At 51.2% G+C, this 26,824-nt stretch carries 28 protein-coding genes; 16 read left to right on the top strand and 12 right to left on the bottom strand.

Annotated features, from left to right (window positions below; genetic code table 11):
• The first annotated feature begins 99 nt into the window (after window positions 1-99).
• The 11 genes from EA392_06770 to EA392_06720 all read left to right on the top strand — a co-directional run bounded on the left by EA392_06770 (window position 100) and on the right by EA392_06720 (window position 10,275).
• The gene (locus EA392_06770) at window positions 100-336 is read left to right on the top strand and encodes an acyl carrier protein (GenBank protein TVR39443.1); all 237 of its coding nucleotides are present in this window, start codon (window positions 100-102) and stop codon (window positions 334-336) included.
• Between the two features lie 11 nt (window positions 337-347).
• Window positions 348-1,601 carry a beta-ketoacyl-[acyl-carrier-protein] synthase II gene (gene fabF / locus EA392_06765; GenBank protein TVR39442.1) on the top strand — a complete coding sequence of 418 codons (1,254 nt, stop codon included), beginning with the start codon at window positions 348-350 and terminating at the stop codon, window positions 1,599-1,601.
• A 114-nt stretch (window positions 1,602-1,715) separates the two neighbouring features.
• The gene (locus tag EA392_06760) at window positions 1,716-2,354 is read left to right on the top strand and encodes a ribonuclease III (GenBank protein TVR39441.1); all 639 of its coding nucleotides are present in this window, start codon (window positions 1,716-1,718) and stop codon (window positions 2,352-2,354) included.
• Window positions 2,354-2,791 carry an IPExxxVDY family protein gene (locus tag EA392_06755; protein ID TVR39440.1) on the top strand — a complete coding sequence of 146 codons (438 nt, stop codon included), beginning with the start codon at window positions 2,354-2,356 and terminating at the stop codon, window positions 2,789-2,791. Before EA392_06760 ends, EA392_06755 begins: the two co-directional genes overlap by 1 nt.
• 1 nt (window position 2,792) lies before the next feature.
• Complete coding sequence (pyk, locus tag EA392_06750; GenBank protein ID TVR39439.1) at window positions 2,793-4,217, top strand: pyruvate kinase; 1,425 nt, start codon at window positions 2,793-2,795, stop codon at window positions 4,215-4,217.
• 226 nt (window positions 4,218-4,443) lie between these two features.
• Window positions 4,444-5,409, top strand: coding sequence for a hypothetical protein (locus EA392_06745; GenBank protein ID TVR39438.1), 966 nt, complete (start codon window positions 4,444-4,446; stop codon window positions 5,407-5,409).
• On the top strand, window positions 5,406-6,140 hold the full coding sequence (locus tag EA392_06740; GenBank protein ID TVR39437.1) for a hypothetical protein: 735 nt from the start codon (window positions 5,406-5,408) through the stop codon (window positions 6,138-6,140). The genes EA392_06745 and EA392_06740 overlap by 4 nt, the downstream gene beginning before the upstream one ends.
• A complete protein-coding gene (locus EA392_06735; GenBank protein ID TVR39436.1) occupies window positions 6,137-7,045 on the top strand; it encodes a type IX secretion system membrane protein PorP/SprF in 909 nt (302 codons plus the stop codon). Before EA392_06740 ends, EA392_06735 begins: the two co-directional genes overlap by 4 nt.
• A complete protein-coding gene (locus EA392_06730; GenBank protein TVR39435.1) occupies window positions 7,045-9,330 on the top strand; it encodes a hypothetical protein in 2,286 nt (761 codons plus the stop codon). The genes EA392_06735 and EA392_06730 overlap by 1 nt, the downstream gene beginning before the upstream one ends.
• A 35-nt stretch (window positions 9,331-9,365) precedes the next feature.
• On the top strand, window positions 9,366-9,896 hold the full coding sequence (locus EA392_06725) for a 3-hydroxyanthranilate 3,4-dioxygenase (protein TVR39434.1): 531 nt from the start codon (window positions 9,366-9,368) through the stop codon (window positions 9,894-9,896).
• A 13-nt stretch (window positions 9,897-9,909) separates the two neighbouring features.
• Window positions 9,910-10,275 (top strand): DUF2200 domain-containing protein, encoded by a 366-nt coding sequence (locus EA392_06720; protein ID TVR39433.1) that lies wholly within the window; start codon window positions 9,910-9,912, stop codon window positions 10,273-10,275.
• Window positions 10,276-10,319: 44 nt separating this feature from the next.
• On the opposite strand, the gene EA392_06715 is transcribed toward EA392_06720, so the two are convergent.
• The 11 genes from EA392_06715 to EA392_06665 form a co-directional block, all read right to left on the bottom strand.
• On the bottom strand, window positions 10,320-11,180 hold the full coding sequence (locus EA392_06715) for a DUF4249 domain-containing protein (GenBank protein TVR39432.1): 861 nt from the start codon (window positions 11,178-11,180) through the stop codon (window positions 10,320-10,322).
• Complete coding sequence (locus EA392_06710; GenBank protein ID TVR39431.1) at window positions 11,180-13,555, bottom strand: TonB-dependent receptor; 2,376 nt, start codon at window positions 13,553-13,555, stop codon at window positions 11,180-11,182. Before EA392_06710 ends, EA392_06715 begins: the two co-directional genes overlap by 1 nt.
• 142 nt (window positions 13,556-13,697) lie before the next feature.
• Entirely contained in the window at window positions 13,698-14,000 is a 303-nt protein-coding gene (locus EA392_06705) for a hypothetical protein (protein ID TVR39430.1), read from the bottom strand.
• Window positions 14,001-14,131: 131 nt separating this feature from the next.
• Complete coding sequence (locus EA392_06700) at window positions 14,132-14,638, bottom strand: DUF2480 family protein (protein ID TVR39429.1); 507 nt, start codon at window positions 14,636-14,638, stop codon at window positions 14,132-14,134.
• A 3-nt stretch (window positions 14,639-14,641) separates the two neighbouring features.
• On the bottom strand, window positions 14,642-14,962 hold the full coding sequence (locus EA392_06695; protein TVR39428.1) for a DUF59 domain-containing protein: 321 nt from the start codon (window positions 14,960-14,962) through the stop codon (window positions 14,642-14,644).
• 10 nt (window positions 14,963-14,972) lie between these two features.
• Window positions 14,973-15,422 carry a SufE family protein gene (locus tag EA392_06690; GenBank protein ID TVR39427.1) on the bottom strand — a complete coding sequence of 150 codons (450 nt, stop codon included), beginning with the start codon at window positions 15,420-15,422 and terminating at the stop codon, window positions 14,973-14,975.
• Between the two features lie 2 nt (window positions 15,423-15,424).
• Window positions 15,425-16,675 carry a cysteine desulfurase gene (locus EA392_06685; GenBank protein TVR39426.1) on the bottom strand — a complete coding sequence of 417 codons (1,251 nt, stop codon included), beginning with the start codon at window positions 16,673-16,675 and terminating at the stop codon, window positions 15,425-15,427.
• A gap of 1 nt (window position 16,676) precedes the next feature.
• The gene (gene sufD, locus EA392_06680) at window positions 16,677-17,930 is read right to left on the bottom strand and encodes a Fe-S cluster assembly protein SufD (protein ID TVR39425.1); all 1,254 of its coding nucleotides are present in this window, start codon (window positions 17,928-17,930) and stop codon (window positions 16,677-16,679) included.
• Complete coding sequence (gene sufC, locus EA392_06675; protein ID TVR39424.1) at window positions 17,927-18,685, bottom strand: Fe-S cluster assembly ATPase SufC; 759 nt, start codon at window positions 18,683-18,685, stop codon at window positions 17,927-17,929. The genes sufD and sufC overlap by 4 nt, the downstream gene beginning before the upstream one ends.
• Before the next feature lie 30 nt (window positions 18,686-18,715).
• Window positions 18,716-20,161, bottom strand: a complete 1,446-nt coding sequence (sufB, locus tag EA392_06670; GenBank protein ID TVR39423.1) for a Fe-S cluster assembly protein SufB — start codon at window positions 20,159-20,161, stop codon at window positions 18,716-18,718.
• 16 nt (window positions 20,162-20,177) lie between these two features.
• Entirely contained in the window at window positions 20,178-20,504 is a 327-nt protein-coding gene (locus EA392_06665; GenBank protein ID TVR39422.1) for an iron-sulfur cluster assembly accessory protein, read from the bottom strand.
• A 151-nt stretch (window positions 20,505-20,655) separates the two neighbouring features.
• On the opposite strand from EA392_06665, the gene EA392_06660 reads away from it, so the two are divergent.
• Window positions 20,656-21,612 carry an FkbM family methyltransferase gene (locus EA392_06660; GenBank protein ID TVR39421.1) on the top strand — a complete coding sequence of 319 codons (957 nt, stop codon included), beginning with the start codon at window positions 20,656-20,658 and terminating at the stop codon, window positions 21,610-21,612.
• A 104-nt stretch (window positions 21,613-21,716) separates the two neighbouring features.
• On the opposite strand, the gene lysS is transcribed toward EA392_06660, so the two are convergent.
• Window positions 21,717-23,426 carry a lysine--tRNA ligase gene (gene lysS, locus EA392_06655; protein ID TVR39420.1) on the bottom strand — a complete coding sequence of 570 codons (1,710 nt, stop codon included), beginning with the start codon at window positions 23,424-23,426 and terminating at the stop codon, window positions 21,717-21,719.
• A 38-nt stretch (window positions 23,427-23,464) separates the two neighbouring features.
• Here lysS and EA392_06650 point away from each other — a divergent pair, with 38 nt between their 5' ends.
• Genes EA392_06650 through EA392_06635 form a run of 4 tightly spaced genes read left to right on the top strand, consistent with a single transcriptional unit; the run spans window position 23,465 to window position 26,789 of the window.
• Window positions 23,465-24,526 carry a bifunctional phosphoglucose/phosphomannose isomerase gene (locus tag EA392_06650; GenBank protein TVR39419.1) on the top strand — a complete coding sequence of 354 codons (1,062 nt, stop codon included), beginning with the start codon at window positions 23,465-23,467 and terminating at the stop codon, window positions 24,524-24,526.
• Window positions 24,523-25,224, top strand: coding sequence for a lipoyl(octanoyl) transferase LipB (gene lipB / locus EA392_06645; protein ID TVR39418.1), 702 nt, complete (start codon window positions 24,523-24,525; stop codon window positions 25,222-25,224). Before EA392_06650 ends, lipB begins: the two co-directional genes overlap by 4 nt.
• Before the next feature lie 12 nt (window positions 25,225-25,236).
• Window positions 25,237-26,388: a class C beta-lactamase-related serine hydrolase gene (locus EA392_06640; protein TVR39417.1), complete on the top strand. Its 1,152-nt coding sequence runs from the start codon at window positions 25,237-25,239 to the stop codon at window positions 26,386-26,388.
• Window positions 26,385-26,789 carry a hypothetical protein gene (locus tag EA392_06635; protein TVR39416.1) on the top strand — a complete coding sequence of 135 codons (405 nt, stop codon included), beginning with the start codon at window positions 26,385-26,387 and terminating at the stop codon, window positions 26,787-26,789. Before EA392_06640 ends, EA392_06635 begins: the two co-directional genes overlap by 4 nt.
• Window positions 26,790-26,824 lie beyond the last annotated feature (35 nt).

Below are 26,824 nucleotides of genomic sequence, written 5' to 3'. Positions count from 1 at the left end.
GCTGGAAGAGGTGTGTGTGTATTACGACTAAAATTTTGCAGTTATACCGAATATTTTTTTCTTTGCAGGCTCAATTTTTACCTTAAAACGCAAACGACAATGTCTGAAATTGCCGCAAAAGTAACCGCCATCATCGTTGACAAACTTGGTGTTGACGAGAGCGAAGTAACCGCTGAAGCTAGCTTCACCAATGATTTGGGCGCTGATTCTCTCGACACCGTCGAGCTGATCATGGAGTTCGAGAAGGAATTCAACATTGCAATTCCAGATGACCAGGCCGAAAAGATTGCTACCGTTGGCCAAGCCATCGAGTACATCGAGAATAACGCCAAATAATTCCACCGCGAATGGAACTTAAGCGGGTAGTTGTTACTGGAATAGGTGCGCTCACCCCAATAGGGAATAACGCCCGCGATTACTGGCAGTCTTTGATTGCCGGTAAGAGCGGTGCAGCGCCTATTACCCGCTTCAATCCCGAAAAATTTAAAACCCAGTTTGCCTGCGAGGTAAAGGGGTTCAACCCGGAAGATTTTCTGGACCGCAAGGAAGCCAGAAAACTCGACCCCTTTTCGCAATACGCCCTCGTTGTTTCAGACGAGGCCATTGCTGATGCGGGTTTAAACGACTGGGAAGAACTCAACAAAGACCGCGTAGGCGTAATCTGGGGCTCGGGCATAGGGGGGATTCAAACCTTTCAGGAGGAGATGATTGGATTTGCACACGGCGATGGTACTCCTCGCTTCAATCCTTTCTTTATTCCAAAGATGATTGCCGATATCGCGTCGGGTCATATTTCCATTCGCAACGGATACCGCGGTCCGAATTTTACAACAGTCTCAGCTTGTGCATCATCAACCAATGCCATCCTCGACGCATTCAACTACATCCGGCTTGGAAAAGCCGATGTAATTATAACCGGAGGCTCCGAGGCGGCTGTGAATGAGTCAGGCATGGGTGGTTTTAACGCCCTGAAAGCGCTGTCGGTGCGCAATGACTCACCTGAAACAGCTTCACGGCCCTTTGATGCTACCCGCGACGGTTTTGTGCTGGGCGAGGGTGCAGCTGCCCTGGTGCTGGAGGAGTACGAGCACGCTGTAAAACGCGGAGCCACTATTTACGCCGAAGTGGCCGGGGGTGGCCTGTCAGCCGATGCATATCACATGACCGCTCCTCATCCGGATGGGCTGGGGGCAAACCTGGTGATGAACATGGCTCTGGAAGATGCTGGAATGAAGCCAGAGGACATTGATTACGTGAATGTTCATGGCACGTCTACGCCCCTTGGTGATGTAGCCGAGCTCAAAGCGATTACCACACTGTTTGGCGAACATGCCTACCAACTCAATGTGAGTTCTACCAAATCCATGACGGGCCATTTGCTCGGCGCGGCCGGGGCCATTGAGGCCATAGCTACTTTGCTGGCGGTGAAAAACGATTTGATTCCGCCCACTATTAACCATGAGCACCCCGACCCCGAAATCGACGGTCGTATCAACCTTACACTCAACAAAGCGCAACAACGCGAAGTGCGTGCCGGTTTGAGTAATACCTTTGGTTTTGGAGGCCACAATACTTCCGTGATTTTCAAAAAGTATCGTTAATTGGTTTGGAGAAGGTTACCGCGTTGGCTTAAAAGGCCGGCTAAAAGGCGGCAACCCATTTCCACCTCTCTTTTCACTTTTTTACACCGCGAACTCCTCATAGAGCCTGTGGATATGAGCTGGTATGAGCTGGCTTTTGTGCACAAAACCAAGGCATCTCGTCAGGGAGGGCACAATGAAAGGCTTGAGTTTATTGGCGACGCTGTGCTTGATGCCATCATTGCCGATTGGGTGTACGACCGCTTCAACGAAAAGCCTGAGGGCTATCTGAGCAAAATCAAAAGTGGTATTGTGAACCGAAAACGGCTCAACCTACTGGCTCGTGAACTGGGACTTGAGCCCTTTATTCAGGCCCGTGTGCGAAACAGGCAAGCCATGCATGTGATAGGCGGAAATGCACTGGAGGCACTGATTGGCGCCGTTTTCAAAGACCGGGGCTATGAATACACCAGCGCCTGGGTGCTCAAAATGATCATCCCGAAGATAGATATGAACCGCTTGCAGTCTAAGCTCACAGACGCCAAAAGCTCGCTTTACGAAAAAGCACACCGGCACCGTGCCGGGTTACAGTTTGAAGCACGCGAATTCATCGAAGATGGACGGCCGCGTTTCGAAACCACCGTGTTATGGAACGGAGTACCACTTTCAAAAGGTTCTGGGGCGTCCAAGAAAGCCGCCGATCAAATGGCAGCCCGAAAAGGGTTAACAAACCTTAATGCCCAAAAGCTTGGTGGTGCGAAGGCCTCTGAGTAATTTGGCTCGGTCAAAAACCTGCTGAAAACGTGACCAAACACGTACTTGAATACGACTTTGATTTTGATTTTGACCTCGTGGGAATAAGTTGCCACCTGCGCGATTACAGGCTTTGTTGGACAGTAAACCAGCTGCTGGAGCTCAATATGGAACGCGCTGAAGAAGGAGCCAACAATGGCCTTGCGGAATTCCCCGTTTTCAGATCCTATTGCCAGGACACCCGTACCACGGTGCAGCTCTTTGTTAATCGCTCGGACGAAGGTTACCTGATTCCTGAGCAACGGCAGGCAGACTATCTGTTGATGATACAGGATAATGCGCGCTGGGAAATGGATGACCTGATTGAAATACTCCGGAGCAACCCCCATGTTTTGATGGCTTTTGAAATTGACCCAGCCAGCCTTAAATCAAGGGAGTTGTTACTGATAAACGAATAATATGCACCACAAAAAGACCAAAATAGTAGCTACCCTGGGCCCAGCATCGGCCAACCGTGAAACCCTTAGCCGAATGTTTGATGAAGGACTGAATGTGTGCCGCATCAACTTTTCACATGGGGGGCACGAGGAAGCCGCACGAACCATCGAATTGGTGAAGGATCTCCGCAAGGAAAAAGGCCTTTCCATCGCCATCCTTGCAGACCTTCAAGGCCCTAAGCTGCGCACCGGAAAAATGGATGCCAAGGGAGTGATGCTTGTTCAAGGTGAAGAGGTGACCATCACAACAACCGAGGCAACCGGAACGGCAACGAGGTTCAGCATCAATTACCTTCAGTTTCCCTCAGACGTGAAACAGGGGGAGCGCATTTTGCTCGACGATGGTAAGCTGCACCTTGAAGTGCTCGAAACCGATGGCAAGGAGGAAGTTAAATGCAAGGTGATTCAGGGCGGCGTGCTGAGCTCCAACAAGGGAGTAAACCTGCCGAATACCAAGGTTTCTCTCCCGTCATTAACGCCCAAAGACCGCGAAGACCTTGAGTTTGCTCTTTCCCACAACCTCGATTGGATCGGGCTTTCTTTTGTTCGCAGTTCACGCGACATTGTGGAACTCAAACAGCACATCAAGCAGAAAAATTCGCACGCAAAAGTGGTGGCCAAAATTGAAAAACCTGAGGCCATTAGAGAGATTGACGCCATTATCAAGGAAACAGACGCTATCATGGTTGCCCGGGGAGACCTCGGTGTGGAAATTCCGATGCAAAATGTCCCTTTGATTCAGAAAATGCTGGTTAAGAAAGCCCTGAAACACGCTAAACCGGTTATCATCGCCACGCAGATGATGGAGAGCATGATTGAAAACATCACACCCACCCGGGCCGAGGTGAACGACGTTGCCAATGCGGTGCTGGATGGAGCAGATGCTGTGATGCTCAGCGGAGAAACCTCTGTGGGTAAGCACCCTATTGCAGTGATTGAGGCCATGCGAAAAATTGTGATGGAGGTAGAACAAAGTGAATCTATATATCACCACGAACATCCACCCGCACCATCCAAACAAGAGCGATTTGTAACCGACTCAATATGCTATAATGCTTGCCGATTGGCGCATCGTGTGGCAGCGGCCGGCATAGCCACGCTCACTTTTTCGGGATATACGGCCTTTAAAATATCGAGCCAGCGCCCACGGGCACAAACCTTTGTTTTTACCGGTAATCATGCTATTTTGAATCAATTATCGCTGGTGTGGGGCGTAAAATCATACTTCTACAACCGAATGGAAAGCACCGATGCAACCATGGAAGATGTCAAGAATATTTTGGTGGATGCCAAAGAACTCAAAAATGGCGACTTTATCGTAAACACCGCAAGCATGCCTATTGCCGAGAAAGGTATGACGAACATGGTGAGGCTTTCTATGGTTTAACAAGGCTTATCGCCGGTTAACAGGAGTTGAAAGCCGAGTTATTTACAGTCGGCTGTTAGTGAAGATGAGCACATGTTTGTTCTTGCCGTTCAAAAACAGGTCGTTACGACTCCGGTGTAGGTCTTTTATTTTTTCGCTGAAAAGGGCAGGCTCAGTTGCGTTTACCGTTATCAGTAAGCGGAATGTTTAATTTCGAACGAAATTTCACCGAACCAAACCCAAGCCCATGAAACGATTCGCAGGCTGGATATTGTTGGGGTGGCTCGCACTGCCGATAGGAGCCATAGCCCAAAGCCCAGAACAAATTCATTACCAAGCGGTAGCGCGAGACGCGCAAAGCGGAGGAGAGCTTATCAACCAGCAGGTTGACGTGGTTTTCAAGGTGCGCGACGCTGGCCCGAACGGAGCGATTCTCTACCAGGAAATGCATGAAGCAGAAACCAATGCCTTTGGTTTGGTGAACCTTGTAATTGGTGGCGGATCGGTGATGACAGGGTCTTTTGAAGCCATAAACTGGGGCGATGGAACGCGCTGGCTTGAAGTTGAGATGGATCTTGGAGAAGGTTTTGAAGCGGTTTCCAACACACAGTTTGTGTCGGTGCCTTACGCGCTGTTTGCAGACCTTGCGGCCACCGCGGTAGATGTGGACGACGATGATCCGGATCCTACCAACGAGTTGATCGACCCCGACGGCACTTTCCTGGATGACACCTTGTTGGTGATATCAGAAGGAGGGATTACCCATGTAATCAACCTCGCCGGTTTGGCCAATTTTGGTCCTTGGCAAGTTGGTTCCGGTACGGTGTTCAACACGGAGGCAAACATCGGAATTGGTACCGATGAACCGCATAGTAACTTGCACACGAAGGGTTCTGTGGCAGGAACCATTCGTATAGAAAATGCGGGCCTGAGCCCCATAGAGCTTACCGATGAAGACCATATGTTGGTGGTGGACGTGAGCCTTACTCCGGGCGTGGTGATTTTGCCGCCAGCTTCAAGCTGCGAGGGCAGAATTTACTACGTTAAACGATTTAAGTCTTTCAATACCACCAACACGTTGGAAATTGCACCTTCACCCGGCGACCTCATCGACGGAAGTAATTTCAGCATACCACTCAACAACCTCACTGCACTGGAAACCCGAATGTTGGTTAGCGCAGGAAGCGCCGGTTGGTTCGTGATGTCAGAATGATGAGGCAACTGTTGTCCATAGCGTTGTTGATTTCGGGCATAACAGCTTTGCAGGCCCAGTCGGTGATTGTTGATCGACAGGTGGTGGGCCCAACCGGAGCCTTTTACAGCGGGGGCCAGCACGAGATATCGTCCACTGCGGGCGAGGCTGTGATTGCAACCGGGCAGTCTGCCAACGAGGCCTGGACACAAGGATTTCAACAGCCACTAACCAAGAATATTCTTGTTTTTGAAGTACTCACCGAACCTGAATCCTGTGCGGGTGCGCGGGATGGCTCCGCCCTTATTCCATCCATTTCAGGATGTGAGCCACCTTATAACATCCTGTGGAGCAATGGATCAACCGGTATGTCGGCCGCAGGTTTTGAAACAGGCGAACACTCTGTAAGCGTAAGCACCGGAGCCTGTCAATCCACGGTAACATTTTTCATCGGACTGGAAGACGAAACGCCTTGCGACCTTCAGTTTTATTCAGGTATCACTCCCAACGGCGACGGCCAGAATGACTACTGGCACATCGAAAACATTCACCTGCCACGGTTTGCCAACAATGAGGTGCGGGTTTTTAATCGCTGGGGCGAAGAAGTGTGGAAAGGCAAAAACTACGACAACCAACAGGTGCGCTGGGAAGGGCAGGGCAAGCGACAGGCGGAATTACCCGACGGCACCTATTTCTACGTAGCAGAGATCAACGGAACAACCTACAAGGGATATATCGAACTTACACGATGAAAAAGCTGCTGCTCATAGGGTGTTGTTGTTGGTTGGCGCAGGCAACCGCTCAGCAGCAGGGTTTGCAAAACCTTTACTTTTTCGATTTGGCATACGTTAACGCGGCCTATGCGGGCCATCATGATGCGCTGTCAGCGTCAACCATTCTGCGCAAGCAGTGGGTGGGCTTTAACGGTGCCCCCGAAACCTTTGCCCTGGCGTTGCACAGCCCGCTGCGCAACCAGAACATGGCGCTGGGACTTAACGCGCATTATGAACGCATTGGTCCGCGAGATGTTACCTCATTGGCAGCAACCTACGCATATCGCATTCGCCTGCGCGAAAAATCGCGGTTGAGCTTTGCGCTCCGGGCAGGAGCCGAAAATCACCGCTTTGATTTTGATAAGATTGAATACCGCGATGAAAATGACCCCATTCAGTGGCAAGGCTCACAAAGCAACTGGATGCCGGTATTTGATTTTGCGGTGTTGGCTACTGGCGAGAAGTTCTTTGGCGGCCTACAGGTAAGCAATCTTGCACAGGCGCGGATAAGAGACGTGGAACTCTCGGAGTCGCGCCAGTTTCTGCACGCCACCGCTGTAGGGGGCTATCTTTTTGTGCTTTCGGACAAAGTGGCCCTCAAGCCCAACGCCCTTGTACGCTATGCCGAAAACGCTCCGGTGCAACTCGATCTTAACCTGCACGCGCTCTTCATGGAGCGTTTCTGGCTTGGAGCAGGCTACAGGCACCAGTACGGAATGCTGGCCATGGTTCAGTTCAGGGCAACGGATAAGCTCGAAGTGGGTTATGCCTACGATTTTGCGCTCAACCCCATGCGCAACCAACATGCCGGGTCGCATGAGCTCTACCTGAGCTACCGGTTTAACGTGTTTAAATCGCGGTTCTCATCCCCGCGCTATTTCTGATGCTGCGAGTTGTTACATACCTCTTGCTCGTAATGCTTCCCACGGTTATGAGTGCACAGGTGAACAAGGCCAACCGCCTGTTCGAAGCCGAGGCCTGGTCGCAGGCGGCACGTTTGTATGAACAGGTGCTGGAGCGCAATCCCGACGACGTTTCAGCCATGGAGTACCTTGCACATTGTTACCGTCATGAAAAGCGCTTTGAAGACGCGATGCAACTTTACCAAAAGGTGGTCAGCAATGGCAACGCGGATGCCGACCTTCATTTTCACCTCGCTGAAATGCACTATTTGTTGGGCGACTACTCCAGGTCCGACGCCATTTTGCAGGCGCTGTTGGTGTCTAGCCCCGATCATGCCCGTGCGCGCCGTCTCCTTGCCTGGTCCGAAGCCATCAAGGCCATGCCCGCAGAACCCCGTTTTGAAATCGTTACGTTGCACGGCATCAACTCGCCCTATGCCGACTTTTCACCTGTGGTACACAACGCCGGTTTGGTGTTTACCACTGAAAGGAAGGAGGACTCCGGCAAAGATGAGTTTGCCATTGAGCACCGCCCTTTCACCAACTTGTATTACGCGCCTTTCAGTAATGAGCGTCAAACCAGCTTCTGGACGCCTGAGCTCTTTGCCCGCGAACTCACCACCCGTTACCACGACGGTCCGGCCTGCTTTTCTTCAACCAGTCAGGAAGTGTATTTTACGCGGGTTGAACGCATGAGCACTGCCCCCAACCGAAGCAACCCGATGCGCATTTTGGTGTCGCGTTACGACGGCAATCGTTGGTCGCCGCCGAAAGTGTTGCCTTTTTCCGACGGGTATCACTCAGTGGCCCACCCGGCGCTTCAAAATGATTCCACCCTTGTGTTCAGTTCAGATATGGATGGTGGGCGGGGAGGAATGGACCTTTACATCAGTCGCCTCACTTCTTCAGGCTGGAGCACCCCTGTGAACCTTGGCCCAGCCGTTAACAGCGAGGGTGATGAGGTTTTTCCGCATGTTCATAACGACTGGCTGTATTTTTCCAGCAACGCGCACCCGGGCTACGGTGGGCTGGATATCTTTCGCGTGCACCTCGATTCGCTTAACAACAAGCCCGAGAACATGGGGATGCCGGTGAACAGTGCCTGGGACGACCTTTCCATCACTTTTGTGAACGAGAACAAAGCCTATTTTTCGAGCGATAGACCAGGAGGCAAGGGCCGGGACGATATCTATGGGCTTGAACGCATTGCCAACAAGGATGTACACCGTGAGTTGAGCGGAATTCTGGAATACGACAAGCAGCCATCGGCGCACACAACGCTATATCTCAAGGATGAAGGGGGTAATGTGCTTCAGGAAACCACCACCAATCAGTTTGGTAAGTTTTCACTGTCCTATCTGCACTCCCGGGTGCCTTATACCCTGAGTATTGATGCCTTGAATAATCAGGAAATGAGGCTGTTCTCCATTTATCTTCTAAACGACCAGCAGCAAAAAGTGCAGAAAATCATTTCCAATGATCACGGCGATTTTAAGTTTGAACTGCTGCCGCCCGATGATCACGACAACCTTGAGCTGATTGAGGCTGAAGATGTAAGCCTGCTGAGTATTGACATTCATGCTCTTGTGTTTGAGCACGAGCCCGGAGATTTCAACCAGCGAATAGAGGTTTTGCTGCTCGATGCCAACGGAAATGTGCTAACCCGAACCTTTACCCGGCGCAACGGACGGTTGCTGTTTAGGCATCTTTTTCCCGACGATCAGTATGTTTTCAGGCTCCTGGCCGACAACCCCAACCTTCAGCTTGCCATTGTAGATGAACATGGTAATGTGTTGAAAGTACTCGGCCGGAAAGACATGGATTACATTTATCAGCGCATTGGTCCGAATGAGCCTGTACTCTCGGTGCGCGATGAGTACGACCGAACATTGCGCATTGCTCCTAAAGAGGCATTCTCCATCTCCAATATCTACTATGCCCTCGATGCCTACCTGCTCAACGAAGCGGCGAAGCAGCAGCTCAACAGGCTTGTGGCGCTGCTTCAGAAAAACCCCAACCTCAAGGTGCACGTGATGAGCCATACGGATTCGCGCGCATCCGACGCGTACAACCTGAAACTCTCGGAGCGACGCGCCGGGGAGGTGCTGCGCTACTTGCGGGAGGCCGGAATTGCCCAAAACCGCTTGAAAGCAACCGGTTTCGGGGAACAGCGACTGATCAATCACTGCAAAAACAATGTGCCCTGCTCCGAGGAAGAACACGCCCGCAACCGGCGCACCGAGTTTGCCTTTGAAGCGATGGATTGAGCGGGTTTTGTACCTTTAATCCCAAATGCAGCAACATGAATATTCGACTTCCCTTTAACCTTCAGGCGTGGATTGACGAAAACCGCGACTTGCTCAAGCCACCGGTTGGCAACAAAAACCTCTACACCGAAGCAGGCGATTACATCGTGATGATTGTGGGTGGCCCCAATGCCCGCAAGGATTATCACTACAACGAAACCGAGGAGCTTTTTTACCAGCTTGAGGGCGACATTCTTGTGAAAATTCAGGTGGATGGTAAAGCGGTGGAGGTACCGATTAAAGCCGGAGAAATGTTTTTGCTTCCGGCCAAAATTCCGCACTCACCCATACGAAGCGAAAACTCCGTGGGGCTCGTGATTGAGCGCGTACGCAAGGGCACCGACATGAAGGACGGGCTACTTTGGTTTTGTGATAATTGCAACCACAAATTGCACGAAACCTATTTTCCGCTCACCAATATTGAGCAAGACTTTTTACCTCGTTTCCGCGAGTTTTACGGATCCGAATCGCTCCGAACCTGCAATCAATGCGGCACCGTAATGGAGACGGATGCGCGGTTTGTGTAGTCCCATTGAGCCTATGAAAACCACCCCCGAGCACAACGCGCGAATGGCCGCCATGACCTTTGCATCGGTGTATCCGCACTATGTAACCAAGGTTGAACGCAAAGGCAGGAGTGTAGAAGAGTTGCACCAGGTAATTGAGTGGCTCACGGGATTTGACGAAGCGGATATTCAAAAACTGATTGATGAGAACGTCTCCTTCGAAACCTTCTTCGAAAGGGCCAGACTGAACCCCAGGGCTGAGCAGATTACTGGCGTGATTTGCGGATATCGCATTGAGGAAATCAACAACCCTGTAACCCGGCAGGTGCGCTACCTCGACAAGCTTGTGGACGAGCTCGCCAACGGCAGGAAAATGGAGAAAATCCTTCGGGAAGCCTGACCTAAGTGGAGGGAGCCGTCAAATTTTGTGGTTGGCCTGATAGGTTAATCCACACCAACCACCACCTCGGCTTCGCTCGTTGCCGAAACGCTGAAGAACCCCAGCGCGGTTCGGTCGCTATCCATAAACCGAACATTCCCCACAAGTGGTGCGGGCGGCGTATCAAACGGAGAGCCGATAAAGGCGGTTTGAAAACGCAGTAGCGACAGGAAATCGTAGGCGTTTTCATTGATGCGGCTCTGTACAATACGCACGCGTTGCCCAAAACGATAGCGTGTGCTGGTTACAGAGAACTTGGGTAGGTTCATGCCGTCAACAAGCAGGTCGTTCTGAACGTAGATATTGAAAGGGGCATTCTGAAATTCTCCATCTACGAAAATGAACCAACGATAAAAGTCGCCGGGGCCCGGAAATTCAAAAGTGGAGATAAACACGCGGTAAATGGCCAAAGAATCCTGAAAGTCAGGAGAGGCCTCTTCCCAGAAAATGTCCAGAATGGGCGGCACTTCGAGCACTTGCTGAATGTCGCTTATCGCCGGCGGAAAAGGCGGGGCATCAATTTCAACCTGGTAGCCTTTGCCGATTTCGGCCGGAAAAGGAAATGGGTAGTGACCCGGCTTATTGGGGTCTTCGGGCATGCCAGTAGATTCAATAAGGGTTTCGCCCTCGTAGGTGTGAATGGTTACGTTGGCACTGGATACACGCGGCGTAGGCTTGTCTTCAAAATAGGGAGCTGTGGTTGTGAGAATGAGGTATTGAACCGTATCTTCATGGTCTGTGAGCCAGCCATCCACCACAAGTTGTACCTCGCCTTCGGGCACATCCAGATCAATCACTTTTTCGCAGGCTGTTTGCCCAAAAGCCACAGCCATCAAAAGGCCAATGAAAGTAATTTGCGTCTTCATCAGAAACTGAAATTATAGGTGATGGCCGGAATAACCGAGCCGAAAATAGAGAGTTGAACAGCCTCTGTAATCATGGGGTTTTCTTCGTTCTGCCGGAAGAAAACGCTGTAGGGGTTTTGCCGCCCGTAGGCGTTGTACACGGTAAACACCCATGATGATGTCCAGTCTTCGGGTTTATTGAAGAAGAAGAATATCTTTTTGGCTTTGTCCTTGGGCTTAGTGTAGGTCACCGATAAATCCAAGCGGTGGTAATCGGGGGTGCGGGCCCCGTTGCGATTGGCGAAATTGGGCACGATAATACCGTTGAACTCATATCGTCCGTCGGGAAAGGTGATGGGCCGCCCCGTCATGTACGCGAAATTGGTGGATACATTCCACCTGTCGTCAAAGTCGTAGCTTAGCACAAGACTCAGGTCGTGGAGCTTATCCCAGTTACTCGGAAAGGGATTGCCGTTGTTGATGCCCGGGATGGTGCGATCGGTGCGGGAAAGGGTGTAACTCAACCAGCCTGTGAGCTTGCCCTTGGTTTTGCGGAGCATGAACTCGATACCGTAGGCTTCACCCTCACCGGGAAGGAGGTCTGTTTCAAGCTTGTCGTTCAGGAGCAGTTCTGCGCCGTCGCGGTAATCAAAAATATTGCTGAACTTCTTGTAGTAACCTTCAACGCTCAGCTCAAACATATTGTCCTTGAAATTTCGGAAATAGCCCAGGGCCACCTGATCTACGGTTGAGGGCTCGATGTAGGTGTCGCTGGGTGCCCATACATCAATAGGAGTGGCAGCCGTTGTGTTGGAAATCAGGTGAATGTACTGCCTCATTCGGTTGTAACTGGCTTTTACTGAGTGCCGGTTGTTGATGGTGTAGTTTACCGAAAGCCGGGGCTCAAGCCCATCCAGCCCGCTGTAGGTTTTGATGATATCACCGCGGCCGTATTCAAGGGTGTCCACAATGTTTTCCGGGCGAAGCGGCATACCCTCTGCGTACTGATACACCGTTTGCGGGCCGTAGTTCATAAACATGGAATAACGCAGGCCGTACTGCACCGTAAGCTGATCGGTTACACTCTGGGTATTGCTTACATAGATGGCGGGTTCAACGGCGCGTTTGCGATCTACACCCACTTCGGCAAAGATGGATTCAGGACTGGTGCCTCGGGTAGCCCCGGGGTCGAAAACATAAAACAGTGCATTCCAGCCAAATTCTATGGTGTTGTTGGGATTGGGAAAAAAGCTAAAATCCATCTTGGCGTTGTAGTTCTGGATGCCGGCTTTCCATTCAAAAGCCTGAAAACCGGTAGGAACCCCCAATGAATAGTCGTACTTGCTGTAAACCAGTGTGGTGTTGAGAAACAACTTGCTGTTGAAGATGTGATTCCAGCGGGCACTACCGGTGCCGTTTCCCCAGCGTGCAGCGAAGTTTCCGTCGAAATCAAAGACATCATCGCCAAAATACCCAGAAAGGAAGATGCGGTTGTTATCGTTGATTTTGTAGTTCACTTTCAGGTTGAGGTCATAGAAGTAGAATACGTTGCCGCGCAAATCCTCAAACAGCGGAAAAAACAGGTCGGCATAGGAGCGCCGCCCCGAAACCATAAACGAAGCTTTGTCTTTGGCAATAGGCCCTTCAAGCATCAGTCTGCTCGAAATCAAACCCACGCCCCCCGAGCCTTTGAATTTCTTGAGATTTCCTTCGGTTTGGCGTACGTCGAGCACGCTCGACAGGCGCCCACCGTATTTAGCCGGAATGCCTCCTTTGTATAGTTTGAAATCTTTCACCGCGTCGGCATTGAACACCGAGAAAAAGCCAAACAGGTGCGATGATTGGTACACAGGCGCCTCGTCAATCAGAATAAGGTTCTGGTCAATGTTCCCCCCCCGCACGTTGAAACCGATGGCTCCCTCGCCCACAGTGCTTACACCGGGCAAAAGTTGAATAGTACGTATTACATCCACTTCGCCCAAAAACTGCGGAACCTTTTTCACGGTCTTCATTTCGAGCCGTTCTACACTCATTTCTATGCTGCGCACGTTTCGATCTTCCCGCTCAGCCGTGATTTCCACTTCCTGAAGCTCGAGGTCTTTGGACGATAGCTCTACATCAATGCGCATATCCTGGTTGAGTTCAATGGTCATTTTTTTGCTGGCAAACCCTACAAAAGTGTACTCAAGATTGTAGGTACCCGCAGGAAGGGTCAGTGAATAAAAACCGTAGAGGTTGGTAACCGCTCCTCCCCTTGTTTCTTGAATGAAAAGGGCAGCGCCAATGAGTTCTTCACCGCTCGATTCATCGGTAATATGCCCACTGAGTGTGTATTTCTGTGCAAAGACGTTCGTTAAAATTGCCAGAAAGAAAAAGATACTTAGTGCGCGTTTCATGCGGTGGGTGAGTTTGTGCCAAAATTCAGGTTTTGAACGTTGATAGCCCTCTTTTTTTGACAGACGAATAATCAGTCGTGTAAGCGGTTAGCCGCAAACGTTCGGTGAGAAAACGCAGCGCATCACAGATTGTTTAAAACGGCTATTGAAGAGATTCTGCGGCGATGATATCATCTGCATTCACCACCTGAGCCCATCGGTGATTTCTGGCCGGCTGCTGCAGCGCAATGGTTTGACGGTAAGCTTTGTGGTCGCCGTGGCTTGCAAAATAGAGTTTGTCTTCGTCGCTGTCGTGCTCCCAGATTACGCCAAAAACCTCCTTGCCCGACTTCAGTTTGAGGCGGCAGTGACGATTATAGTATAGCGATAAATCGTGGCGGGTCATGTTAAACACTTTTGAGTGCGTGTCCAAGATACGCTGTTCGGCCTTATTTGTTGTCTGCATTTTATTAACAACCCGACACTGCCTAAGCCGGAAAATCAGAATTAAAGCGGGTTTGAGCCCGCCTGAATCGTGAAAAAATCAGTTGAACAGAACTTTGGTTCAACCTCGGACCAGGTGTACTAAGGGTCTGCTTATTTGCGCTTGTAAACCGGCACGGTTGAGCAAGGTTCTCCATACATCAAGGCCTTTACAACGGGTTGCAGATGACTTACAACTGCTGCAAATGCCGCCGGAGGCACCTTTACATCTCCACAGCCTTTTACCACTAAACGGGCATCGCGGTATTCATCGGGTTTCAATGCGCGAATGACATCGAGAAACAACATGCTGCGAAAGGCTTCAGGAGTTTCAATCTCCACACGCTTGGCGTAAGGCTGAAGGGCTGAGGCAACGAGCATGTAGGCCCAATCCTGCACAATGGCATCGGCCGAGCAGAAAACCGCCACATGCTGATCCTGGTACTGGCTCCAGTCGTGGGTTTTTATCATGTCCCGAAAGTCTTGCTCTTTCAGCACCAAGCCCTGCCATAGGTGCTCGGCCAGGTCGAAAGATACAATGTCGGCCTTCGGAGCGAGTTCCCCAAGATCAAGGGTAATCAGCCCGCTTTTGGCTACTTTATTAACGATTTCTTCTGCCATGGCCTACATAAATCCGAGTTCCAACTGTGCCTCCTCGCTCATCATGTCTTTGTTCCACGGTGGTTCAAATACAATCTCCACCTGTGCCGATGGAACCTCCTCAATGCTTGCTACTTTTTCTTCAACCTCGCGCGGCAACGACTCGGCAACCGGGCAGTTGGGCGAGGTAAGGGTCATGGTTATGGCAACCCCCCGATCCTCGCCAAAATTGATTTCGTAAATGAGCCCCAGCTCGTAGATATCCACAGGAATCTCGGGGTCGTAGATGCTTTTCAGCACTGAAATCACCTTTTGCTCAAGAATCTGTTTTTCCTGGAAATCCATACCTCTCGGTTTAGTCGTTTTTGGCCTGAAATGCCAATGCGTATATTTTCATTTGCTTCACCATGGCAAGCAGGCCGTTGCTGCGCGTAGGTGAAAGGTGTTCCTTCAGCCCGATGCGGTCAATAAAGTACAAATCCGTTTCGAGAATGCCGGCCGGTGTGTTGCCGTTGAGCACTCGCACCAGCGTAGCAATAATTCCCTTGGTGATGATGGCATCGCTGTCGGCAGTGAACTGCACTTTGCCGTCTTCCATTCCGGCGTCGAGCCAAACTTTCGACTGGCAGCCGCGTATGATGCGGTCGTCGGTTTTGAGTGATTCGTCAATCAATGGCAATTCCTTGCCCAAACTAATCAGGTGGTCGTATTTATCCATCCAATCGTCAAACAGGGCAAATTCTTCAATGACCTCGTCCTGACGGCGGTTGATTTCTGATATTTCGTTTTCAACTGCGTTTCCCATGGTTAACTCAGCATTTGTTGGGCTTTGCGAAGTGCCTCCACCAAACGGTCAATTTCTTCAAAAGTGTTGTAGGGCGCAAACGAGGCACGCACGGTACCTTCAATGGCGTAGCGATCCATCAGCGGTTGGGTGCAGTGATGGCCTGTGCGCAGCGCCAGCCCCATTTTGTCGAGCAGCACGCCCACGTCGTAGTGATGTACTCCTTTCAGGTTAAAGGAAACTACTGCGGCCTTGTCAGCCGCCGTTCCAACCGGAACAAAGCCCTCGATTTCCGAGAGGGTCTGGGTGGCATACGCAAGCAACTCGTGTTCGTAGGCCTTCACTTGATCAATATCTTGCTCCAGCAGCCATTGGATAGAAGCTCCCATGCCAATGATTCCTGCAATATTTGGAGTTCCGGCTTCGAATTTAAACGGAGGGGTGTTGTAAGTGGTGCGATCAAACGTAACGCGGTCAATCATTTCTCCACCACCTTGGTAGGGGGGTAGTTTTTCCAGCAGCTCATAGCGCCCGTATAGTACACCCATGCCTGTGGGGCCATAGTGCTTGTGGGCGGAAGTCACGTAAAAATCGCAGTTAAGGTTTTGCACGTTTACCCGCTCGTGTGCCAGTGCCTGGGCTCCGTCCACGAGCGTGAGTGCCCCCACATTTTTAGCCATGGAGATAATCTCAGCAGCAGGGTTAATCGTGCCCAGGGCATTGGAAACGTGCACAAAGGCTACTACTTTGGTGCGGGGTGATAAAAGTGTTTGGCAGGCCTCCAGGTCGAGTGTGCCGTCTTCGAGCACCGGAATCACTTTGATGATGGCCCCGCTGATTTCTGCTGCCAGTTGCCACGGAACAATGTTGCTGTGGTGCTCCATTTCGGTGAGCAGGATTTCATCGCCGGGACGCAAATAAGCGCGACCCATGATGTGCGCTGCAAGGTTAATACCCCCCGTGCAACCTGAGGTGAAAATGATTTCTTCGTGCCGCGATGCTCCCAGAAAACCGGCCATCTGGAGACGCACCTGCTCCATGGCGTCGGTGGCTACCTGACTCAGGTGGTGCACACCGCGGTGCACATTGCTGTTGTACTCGCGATAATAGCGATTCATGGCCTCAATCACCTGCACGGGCTTTTGAGTGGTAGCAGCGTTGTCGAAATACACCAAAGGGCGCCCGTTTACCTGCTGATTGAGCAGTGGAAACTGCTTGCGGATACCTTCCGCGAATGCTGTAAATGAACCGGGTGCCTCCAGGGTGTGTGCCATATTATTGGGTGAACTTGTCGTAAAAATAGCTTCGAATGGCTTCGTTCTCTACCTGATCTATGACCTCTGCTGCAAAGGCCGCCACCAGCATACGCGTGGCTTCGGTCTTGTCAATAGCACGTGATTGAAGGTAGAAAATAGCTTCTTCGTCCATCTGGCCCGTGGTTGAGCCGTGGCTGCATTTCACATCGTCGGCATAAATTTCCAGCTCGGGCTTGGAGAATTGCTGCGCATTTTCTGACAGCACCAGGTTGTTGTTCTGTTGAAAAGCATTGGTTTTCTGCGCGTCCGGACGCACAATCACTTTTCCGTTAAACACAGCAGTGCTTTCGTCGTACAGCACGCCTTTGTACAATTCCGACGAGTCGCAATGCGGCACGGCGTGATCTACAAAAGTGTTGTTGTCCAGGTGGCGATTGCCCTCCAGAAGGTACAATCCGTTGAGGCGCGCAAAAGCCTGCTTGCCGTCGAGGCGTATTCTGAGGTTGTTGCGGGTCCAGCCGCCGCTTTCGGGTGCGGTTACAATTTCGAAGTGACCACCATCGAATATCCTTGCGTAGTCTGCGCTGTGGTGGAACCATTGGTTGCCCTCGTGCTCCATTTTGAACACATTGAGTCGGGCATTTGCTCCTACGTGTATTTCGCTCAAGCTGTTGGTAAAACCCGTTGCTCCATTGGGTGAGCTGTATCGCATCAACACGGTGGCCGATGAACCGGCTCCGGCGTCAATCATCACACGGGGTTGATGCACGCTTCCGTTGCTGGCGGTAAAACTGAGTTCAATGACATCCTCAATCTTCTTGTTTGGGGCAATGCGCAGCACAAGGATTTCCGGGCAGAAGGCGGTGTTCATGGCTTCCATCACGTGGTGCCTGGGTTGCGCCAGGGCACCGAACGACTCCGGTAGTTCAGCTCCCGCACCCAAAACCCTAACATCCACACCGTCGGGCAGACTGGTATTTTGCCCTGCGTGTCCGTTGCGGATGTGTATGCGCACCGCATTCAGTCCTTCAATCGCGGGAGCATCTTCGGCGCGCTCATCCGGCTGAAAGGCCACGTCCTGCTTGAGGAGTCTGTTCACACGGGTGTACTTCCAGAACTCTGTTTTGGATGTGGGGAAGGCGAGCTCATCGAGGTCGTTGAGCGAAGCGAGCCGCTGCTCCTGCTCTACAGGGCCATAGTGCTCTCCATAGGAGGCGTGCAGGCTCTGAACCAGCGCTGAATCGGCTGCTGCTGTGGCCAGTCGCGTTGTCATACTCCTACGTTTTGCTCGTTGATAATCCAGTCGTAGCCTTTTTCCTCAAGCTCCAAGGCGAGTTCTTTCGGGCCGCTTTTAACGATGCGTCCGCCCTGAAGTACGTGCACGTAATCGGGTACGATGTAATCGAGCAAACGCTGGTAGTGAGTAATCACAATAAACGAGCGCTCAGGGCTGCGCATGCTGTTCACACCTTCGGCTACAATGCGAAGGGCATCAATATCCAGGCCTGAATCGGTTTCGTCGAGAATGCAAAGCGCAGGCTCAAGCATGGCCATTTGAAAAATCTCGTTGCGCTTCTTTTCGCCGCCCGAAAACCCTTCGTTGAGCGAGCGGTTGGCAAGTTTTCCGTCGAGCTGCACCAAGGCTGATTTTTCCTTCACCATTTTGAGGAAATCGCCTGCGGAGAGTTTTTCTTTTCCGTGGTGGTTGCGAACGGCGTTTACGGCTGCCTTCAGGAAGTTGATGTTACTTACTCCGGGAATTTCAACAGGGTACTGAAACGCCAGAAAAACACCCTCGCGGGCACGCTCTTCGGGCGCCATTTCCAGTAGGTCCTGGCCTTTATAGTTTACCGAGCCATGGGTTACCTCGTATTCTTCGCGGCCGGCCAAAACCGAGGCCAGGGTGCTTTTTCCTGATCCGTTGGGGCCCATAATGGCGTGTACTTCGCCGGGTTTAACGTCCAGATTGAGGCCTTTTAAAATGCCGTGGCCTTCAATTTCGGCGTGCAGGTTTTTTATTGAGAGCATGTTGCGTTGTCTTTTTAGGTTGAATTTGATTTATCCCACGCTTCCTTCCAGCGAAATGGCGAGTAGTTTTTGGGCTTCCACGGCAAATTCCATGGGAAGCTGGTTCAATACTTCTTTGGCATACCCGTTTACAATCAAGCCAATGGCTTCTTCTTCATCTAATCCGCGTTGCTGGCAGTAGAAAATCTGGTCCTCACCAATTTTGGAGGTGGTGGCTTCGTGTTCTACTTTGCCCGTAGGGTTGGCTACTTCGATGTACGGAAAAGTGTGTGCGCCGCATTGGTCGCCCATGAGAAGGGAGTCGCATTGCGAAAAGTTGCGCGCATTGGTTGCTCCTTTGTTGATTTTAACAAGGCCGCGATAGGAGTTTTGGCTTTTTCCGGCGGAGATTCCTTTGGAGATGATGGTGCTTTTGGTGTTTTTACCAATGTGAATCATCTTGGTGCCGGTGTCTGCCTGCTGAAAGTTGTTTGTTACGGCTACCGAGTAGAACTCCCCCACCGATTCATCGCCTTTGAGCACACATGAAGGATATTTCCAGGTCACCGCCGACCCCGTTTCAACCTGTGTCCAGGAGATTTTTGACCGGAATCCGTCGCACAAGCCGCGCTTGGTTACGAAATTGAACACACCGCCTTTGCCCTCGGCGTCACCCGGAAACCAGTTCTGCACGGTTGAGTATTTGATTTCAGCGCCTTTTAGGGCTACCAGTTCAACCACGGCTGCGTGAAGCTGGTTCTCGTCTCGCGAGGGGGCAGTGCAGCCCTCCAGGTAACTCACAAAGCTGTCTTCGTCGGCAATTACCAGCGTTCGCTCAAACTGCCCCGTTCCTGCTTCGTTGATGCGGAAGTAGGTGCTCAACTCCATGGGGCATTTCACGCCTTTTGGAATGTAGCAGAATGATCCGTCGGTAAACACCGCCGAGTTGAGGGCTGCGTAAAAGTTGTCGCGGCGCGGCACTACCGAGCCGATGTACTTTTTCACCAGCTCCGGGTGCTCCTGAACGGCTTCGCTGAAGGAGCAGAAAATAATACCCAGTTCAGCAAGTTTGGATTTAAACGAGGTAGCCACCGACACCGAGTCCATCACAAAATCAACGGCCACGCCGGTCAGGCGCTTTTGTTCTTCCATGGAAATACCGAGGCGCTCCATGGTGCGGCGCATTTCGGGGTCTACCTCATCGAGGCTGTTGAGTTTGGGCTTGCTCTTAGGCGCTGCGTAATAAGTGATGTCCTGAAAATCGGGCTTTTTATATTGTACGTGTGCCCACTCTGGCTCCACCATTTCCGACCAGACTTTAAAGGCCTCAAGGCGCCATTCAAGCATCCATTCGGGTTCGTTTTTCTTAGCAGAAATCAACCGGATGATGTCCTCGTTGAGTCCTTTGGGAACCTTGTCGGACTCTATATTGGTGGTAAACCCGTATGCGTACTCGCGCGAGGTTACCTCTTCTAATATTTTGTCGTCTTCAGACATGTTTTGTTTGATTTTATCAGATTGAAAAACTCTCTCCGCAACCGCATGTTCGGTTGGCGTTGGGATTTCTAAACACGAAGCCTTTTCCGTTGAGGCCTCCTGAGTATTCCAGCTCCGTTCCTACCAGGTAGAGGAAACTCTTTTTGTCAACTACCACTTTTACGCCGTTGTCTTCAAAAACTTTATCGTCTTCCTTCAGTGTGGTATCGAAGCTGAGATTGTACATGAGTCCTGAGCAGCCGCCTCCCTGTACCCCTACGCGAATGAACGCCTCCTCTGGGTGGGCTCCTTCGCCTTTGATTTTCAGCACCTGATCGCGTGCACTGTTATTCACTTTGATCATGAGTAATCCGTTTTTGAGTATCGCTTAATTTAGACTAAATCTAAATAAGGCTTGTTTTGTTCGCAAATGTAAGACTTTTTGGAGGATTTTTTTTGCCCTTGCAGTCCGGAAATCCTGATTTATTGCTTTAAGATTTGCTCAACCAAAGCGCATGGACATGGGGTTTATTTATCCGGTTTGCCGCTCCTTGAACCACCGAAAGCTGACCATTGCTCGGGAGTTTTTCTTCATATTTGTTGCACCGGGTAGGAAGCATTCTCCTGAAACAGCACCATTCCTCATGAAAAAATTACTTAAGACCATTTATGCGGCCCTTCCCTTTAAACGTCAGATTTATTCAGGCATTCGGGCTATCTGGACGCCGCCTGAAAGCATCTACAAACACATGCACTTTAAGGGTGTTTTTTCGGTTCCGATCAATGAATCTCGATCCTTTCAAGTGAATCACTTTGGACTAAAAATAGAGAATGACATTTTTTGGAATGGACTGGTCGGCAAGTGGGAGAAAGAGTCGCTCAAGTTGTGGGTAAAGCTCTGCGAGAATGCGCAGGTTGTGCTTGACGTGGGTGCCAATACAGGCATTTACGCACTGGTTGCGCAAACACAGAATCCTGAGGCGAAGGTGCATGCCTTTGAGCCGCACCCGGTCTTTTTTAAGATGCTGAAGCAAAACGTTGCCACCAATAAGTTCGACATTGGTGCTTTTGATTTGGCCGTATCAGATGTGGACGGGGATGTGGTGATCGAAGACTACACCGGTCAGAACGACTCAATGACCGTAAAATCCATAACCCTGGATACCTTTGTTGCTCAACAAAACCTCGCCAGGGTTGACCTTGTTAAAGTTGATGTTGAAATGCATGAACTACAGGTGCTTCGCGGTTTTTCGGAGTGCTTGAGAAAATACAGGCCCACGCTGATCATAGAAGTCTTAACAGCGGAGCTAGCCCATTCCATTCAGGGTGAGGTTGGTGACCTGGGCTATGTGTATTTCAATATCGACGAAAAAGGGGGTGTCCGGCAAACCCCAGGCATTGAGAAAAGTGATTACTTCAACTATCTCATTTGTGCGCCTGACGTTGCGCGCAAGCTTGGATTGCATTGCTGAGACCAACACCCACATCGGTTTCCCGAGTTGAGAATATCCGGTTGGTTGTTCATTGTCTAATCCGCTAATTGGCCCACCGCCCAATGATCAGATCACCTCATCATCTAATCAGCTATCCACCGCATCACATCCTCAAGCTGAAGCGCGGGAATATCGAGCTTGTTCTTTTTGCGGTAGCCGTTCATTTTCTGGTGAATGGCCGTGGGTTTTTCGGTGCGTAGTTTTTCGGTATCGGTATATCCGGCGGCTTGCACGTATTCCAGCCAGGCCTCGTCCACACCCATGGCGCGCAACGCGTCTGTACCTGATGCACTTTTGACAAACTTCTCAGGGCGCATTTGTGGAAAGAACAGTACCTCCTGAATAGAGCTTTGTCCGGTCATTAGCATCACCAAACGGTCCATCCCGATGCCCATGCCCGAGGTGGGAGGCATGCCATATTCTAGGGCGCGCAAAAAGTCGTGGTCAATAAACATGGCCTCGTCGTCGCCTTTTTCGGAGAGCTTGAGCTGGGCTTCAAAGCGCTCGCGTTGGTCAATGGGGTCGTTCAGCTCAGAGTAGGCGTTGGCAATTTCGGTGGCGTTAACAATCAACTCAAAACGCTCGGTGAGCTCCGGGTTGTCGCGGTGCTTTTTGCACAATGGCGACATCTCCACGGGGTAGTCCATTACAAAAGTGGGCTGTATGAGTTTGGGCTCGCAGTACTGACCGAAAATTTCGTCAATCATCTTGCCCTTGCCCATGCTTTCATCCATCGGCACATTGAGTTTTTTGCAAACGGCGCGCACCCCGGCTTCGTCCATACCTGTAAGGTCTTGGCCCGTGTACTCCTCAATCACTCCCAACATGGTTACCCTGCGGAAGGGGGGCGTAAAATCAATCTCATGATTGCCCATCTGCACTTTCATCTTGCCGTGTACCCTTTGCGCCACCTCGCCAATCATCTGCTCGGTGTAGTCCATCATCCACTGATAGTCTTTGTAAGCCACGTAGATTTCCATAATGGTGAACTCGGGGTTGTGGGTGCGGTCCATCCCCTCGTTGCGGAAGTTGCGTGAGAACTCATAGACACCCTCATAACCCCCAACAATCAGACGTTTGAGGTACAGTTCATTGGCAATACGAAGGTACAACGGAATGTCGAGCGCGTTGTGGTGCGTAACAAAGGGCCTTGCGTTGGCACCACCCGGAATGGGTTGTAGTACAGGGGTTTCAACCTCCACATACCCGCTGCGGTTAAAAAAGTCGCGCATGGCGGCAAAAACTTTTGAGCGCGTTTCAAAAATGCGTCGCACATGCGGATTCACGATCAAATCCACATAACGCTGTCGATAGCGTGTTTCGGGGTCGCTCAGGGCATCGTATACCTTTCCTTCGCTGTCGCTTTTCACTACCGGAAGCGGTTTAAGCGCCTTGCTCAGCAATTGAAGTTTGGTAACGTGTACCGTAACTTCGCCTACCTGCGTCTTAAAGAGGGTGCCCTCTACGGCCACAAAATCGCCGTAGTCCAGCAATTTCTTAAACACCTCGTTGTAGAAGGTTTTGTCCTCTCCGGGGCAGAGATCATCGCGCGTAATGTAAATTTGAATTTCGCCTTTGCTGTCGCGAAGCTGAGCAAACGAAGCCTTACCCATAATGCGGCGGCTCATCATTCGCCCGGCCAGCTTTACCTGTTTGCCCTCTTCGTACTGCTCCTTCAGCGAAATGCTGTAATCACTCACTTCTACTTCCTCGGCAGGAAAGGCATTGATGCCCAGTTCCTGAAGTTTTTTCAGCGCCTCGCGGCGGATGATTTCCTGTTCGGATAACTGCACAGACTTATGGGTTTTGAATTGTGCGGCAAAGATAGGAGATGCCTTCAATAAGAGGTTCAAGCGCTGCGGGGCTAATTTTCGTAATTTCACCGCCCAAAATCTGCTGCAAGATGTTCGAATACATGGAAAAGCTCATTGCGGGATTTCCGCAGGATATGCATCAGGCCATTGACAGGCTGCGGTTCATAGGTGTCATGCCTACCGATATGCAAAACGTGCTGATCACGGGCCTGGGTGGTTCGGGCATCGGAGGCACCATTGCCGCTGAGGTTTTGGCGCGCAGATGCAGTGTTCCGGTTTGTGTTAACAAGGATTACGGCATACCCGCCTGGGTGAATACCCATACACTCGTAGTGGCTTGTTCATACTCTGGCAACACCGAGGAGACCCTTGCTGCCGCCCACAAAGCGAACGAAGCCGGAGCGTCTATTGCGGCCATTGCATCGGGCGGACAATTGCTCGCCACAGCTGAAACAGAGGGCTGGGTAAGCGCCAAATTACCCGAAGGCTATCCCCCGCGAGCAGCCTTTGGACATGGACTCATTACCCTTCTGGGCTTGTTGCAAGGGGCAGGGCTGTATAATGACTGGGACGCTACAGATCTGCACCGCGTGGCCGACGTGCTGGAGCAATCGCAGGAAACCATTCGCAATACCGCCCGCGATTTGGCAGAAAAGCTCCAGAACCGTACCCCCGTAATCTACGCAGCTACCGGACTTGAAGGCGTGGCTGTGCGTTGGCGTCAGCAAATCAACGAAAACGCCAAGATGCTCTGCTGGCATCACGTACTGCCCGAAATGAACCACAATGAATTGGTAGGTTGGGCTGGTGGCGACAAGCGCATGGGTGTGCTGATGCTTCGCAGCGAAGACGATCATCCGCGTACCGCTCTGCGTATGAACCTGAATATGGATTTGATGCGCAAGCAAACAGATTGCGTACTCGAGATCAATGCAATCGGAACATCCCGTATGGAACGACTTTACTACCTGGTGCACCTGGGCGACTGGCTCTCGTATTATCTGGCCGTGCAGAGGCAGGTTGACCCCATAGAAGTAAACGTCATTACCGAACTCAAAAACGAACTTGCGCGGCATTGAAACCAGCGGTAGCTTTTCAGAACCTCGGGCTGATGGATTACCGGCAAGCCTGGGATTATCAGGAGCAGCTTTTCAAGGGGGTGGTGGATCAGAAGATTTTTAACCGCAATCACCCCGAAGAGGCCAAAACCCCACCCAATTACCTGCTTTTTTGCCAGCATCCACATGTGTACACGCTTGGCAAGAGCGGTGATGTGCAGAACCTGCTGCTCGATGAAGAAGGGCTTGAGCGTTACAAGGCATCGTTTTACCCCATCAATCGCGGGGGAGATATTACCTACCACGGTCCGGGTCAGATTGTGGGCTACCCCATATTGGATCTCGACCAGTTTTACACCGATATTCATCGCTACCTGCGCGAACTGGAGGAAGCTGTTATCCGCACGCTGGCCGAATACGGTATCAGTGGAGATCGCTACCCCGGCTATACCGGGGTATGGCTCGACCCCGATGATCCCAATCGCGCCCGAAAAATATGTGCCCTGGGAGTGAAGTGCAGCCGCTGGGTCACCATGCACGGGTTTGCGTTTAATGTGAATACCGACCTGTCTTACTTCGGGCACATCATCCCGTGTGGAATTGACGACAAGGCCGTCACGAGCATGGAGGTCGAGTTGGGCAGCCGGCAAAATTTCGATGAGGTGAGCAAAGTTCTGCGCGGACATCTTTCTGCTATCTTTGGTTGGAACTACGTTTAAAACCTCCACACTATGATACGGCGCCTCTTTCTCGGATTCCTCCTGCTCATTATTCTCATCGCATCCGGACTTTATTTCACCGGAAACGGACATGTGCTTGTGGCTGTTTCCAAAACGTATTTCGTGGGGCAGAAGGGCCCTTCCATTGATGACTTCCGGCTGTTTGACCACCGGCGTATAGAAGCTCCCGGAGGGCCGTCACTGCCCAATCACGCGGCATTCAATCGCCCGCTCTCAGCCGACGACATAAGCTATCTGGAGTCATATGGAACCGCAGCCTATCTTGTGGTGCATCGCGACAGCGTGTTGACTGAGCACTTTTTTGACGAGTACAGCGCACAAAGCTACCTCAACACCTTTTCAATGGCCAAGTCATTTGTGAGCATGGCTGTGGGTGTGCTGCTTCGCGAAGGGATGATTAAAAGCCTGGATGAACCTGCGTCAAACTATGTTCCCGAACTGGCAGAGCGCAATGAGCATGATGTTACCATCCGACACCTGCTTCAGATGGCCTCCGGCTACGGCTTTGACGAAAACTACAAAAACCCGCTGGGCTATCAGGCCCGTGTGTACTACGGCAATCAACTGCGTGAACACACCCTTGCTTTTGGCCCGGAAAAACCCGCCGGAAGCGAGTTTTACTACGCCGGAGGAAATACCATTTTGCTCGCTATGATTGTGGAGGCCGCAAGTGGCGAATCACTCGCCAACTTTTTTTCGCGTCACATCTGGAAAGCCATTGGTGCTGAAGCCGACGCCTGGTGGACTACAGACAAACCTCATGGTATGGAGCGATCGTCGTGCTGCTTTTACGCCCAGGTGCGCGACCTCGCCAGATTGGGCCTACTCTACATGCACGGGGGTGAGTGGAAAGGTAAAACGGTGATTCCGCCTGATTACGTGGAGGCCTCCGTAAGCCCCATCCGCATCCCCGACCGATACGGCGAAACCGTGATGCACTATGGATTTCAGTGGTGGCTGGGCAATCACAATGGCACACCCTTTTTTCAGGCGCAGGGTATGCTCGGCCAATACATCATTGTGGTGCCCGATTACGAATTAGTCGTAGTGCGTCTGGGCCACCAACGCTCCGACGAAAAGTTGAACCACTTGCCCGCCGATGCCTACCAGTACATCAACATCGCACAACAACTTATGCCATGATTAAGGACATTCACGTGCCCAAGGTTGAAGACATTGCCCTGGCTGTGATTCTGCAACCCGACGAGAACGGAGTGCCTTCGTGGTACAGCTTTCTCATCAACCTCAAAGACGAGCCCATAGAGGGAGTGTTGGTGAGGTCGAGCGGTTATGGTCAGCAAAACGATGAATCGGTAAAAACCAGTGAGCTGCGCTATTTTCTTGACACCATGGAACCCAAAAGCTACCGTAAAATTGAGCTTATCCCCGACAGCCTGCTCGGTCTCACCAACCAATATTGGGTGAGCTTTTACCAGCAAAATGTGATGTACGATAAAAAATACATTTTTGTGCCGGGCAGTATCACGGAGGAAAACATGGGTAATGTTCCGGTTATCAATACGCGTGGCGTTTTGATTATTTAAACGGTTTGTGCAACTTTAGGCCAACCAAATTATCC

The sequence above is a fragment of the Cryomorphaceae bacterium genome, assembly GCA_007695365.1.
Taxonomy (GTDB): Bacteria; Bacteroidota; Bacteroidia; order Flavobacteriales_D; family SKUL01; genus SKUL01.
Note: the sequence above shows the minus strand (reverse complement) of the source record. Positions and strands in the feature narration are given on the sequence as shown.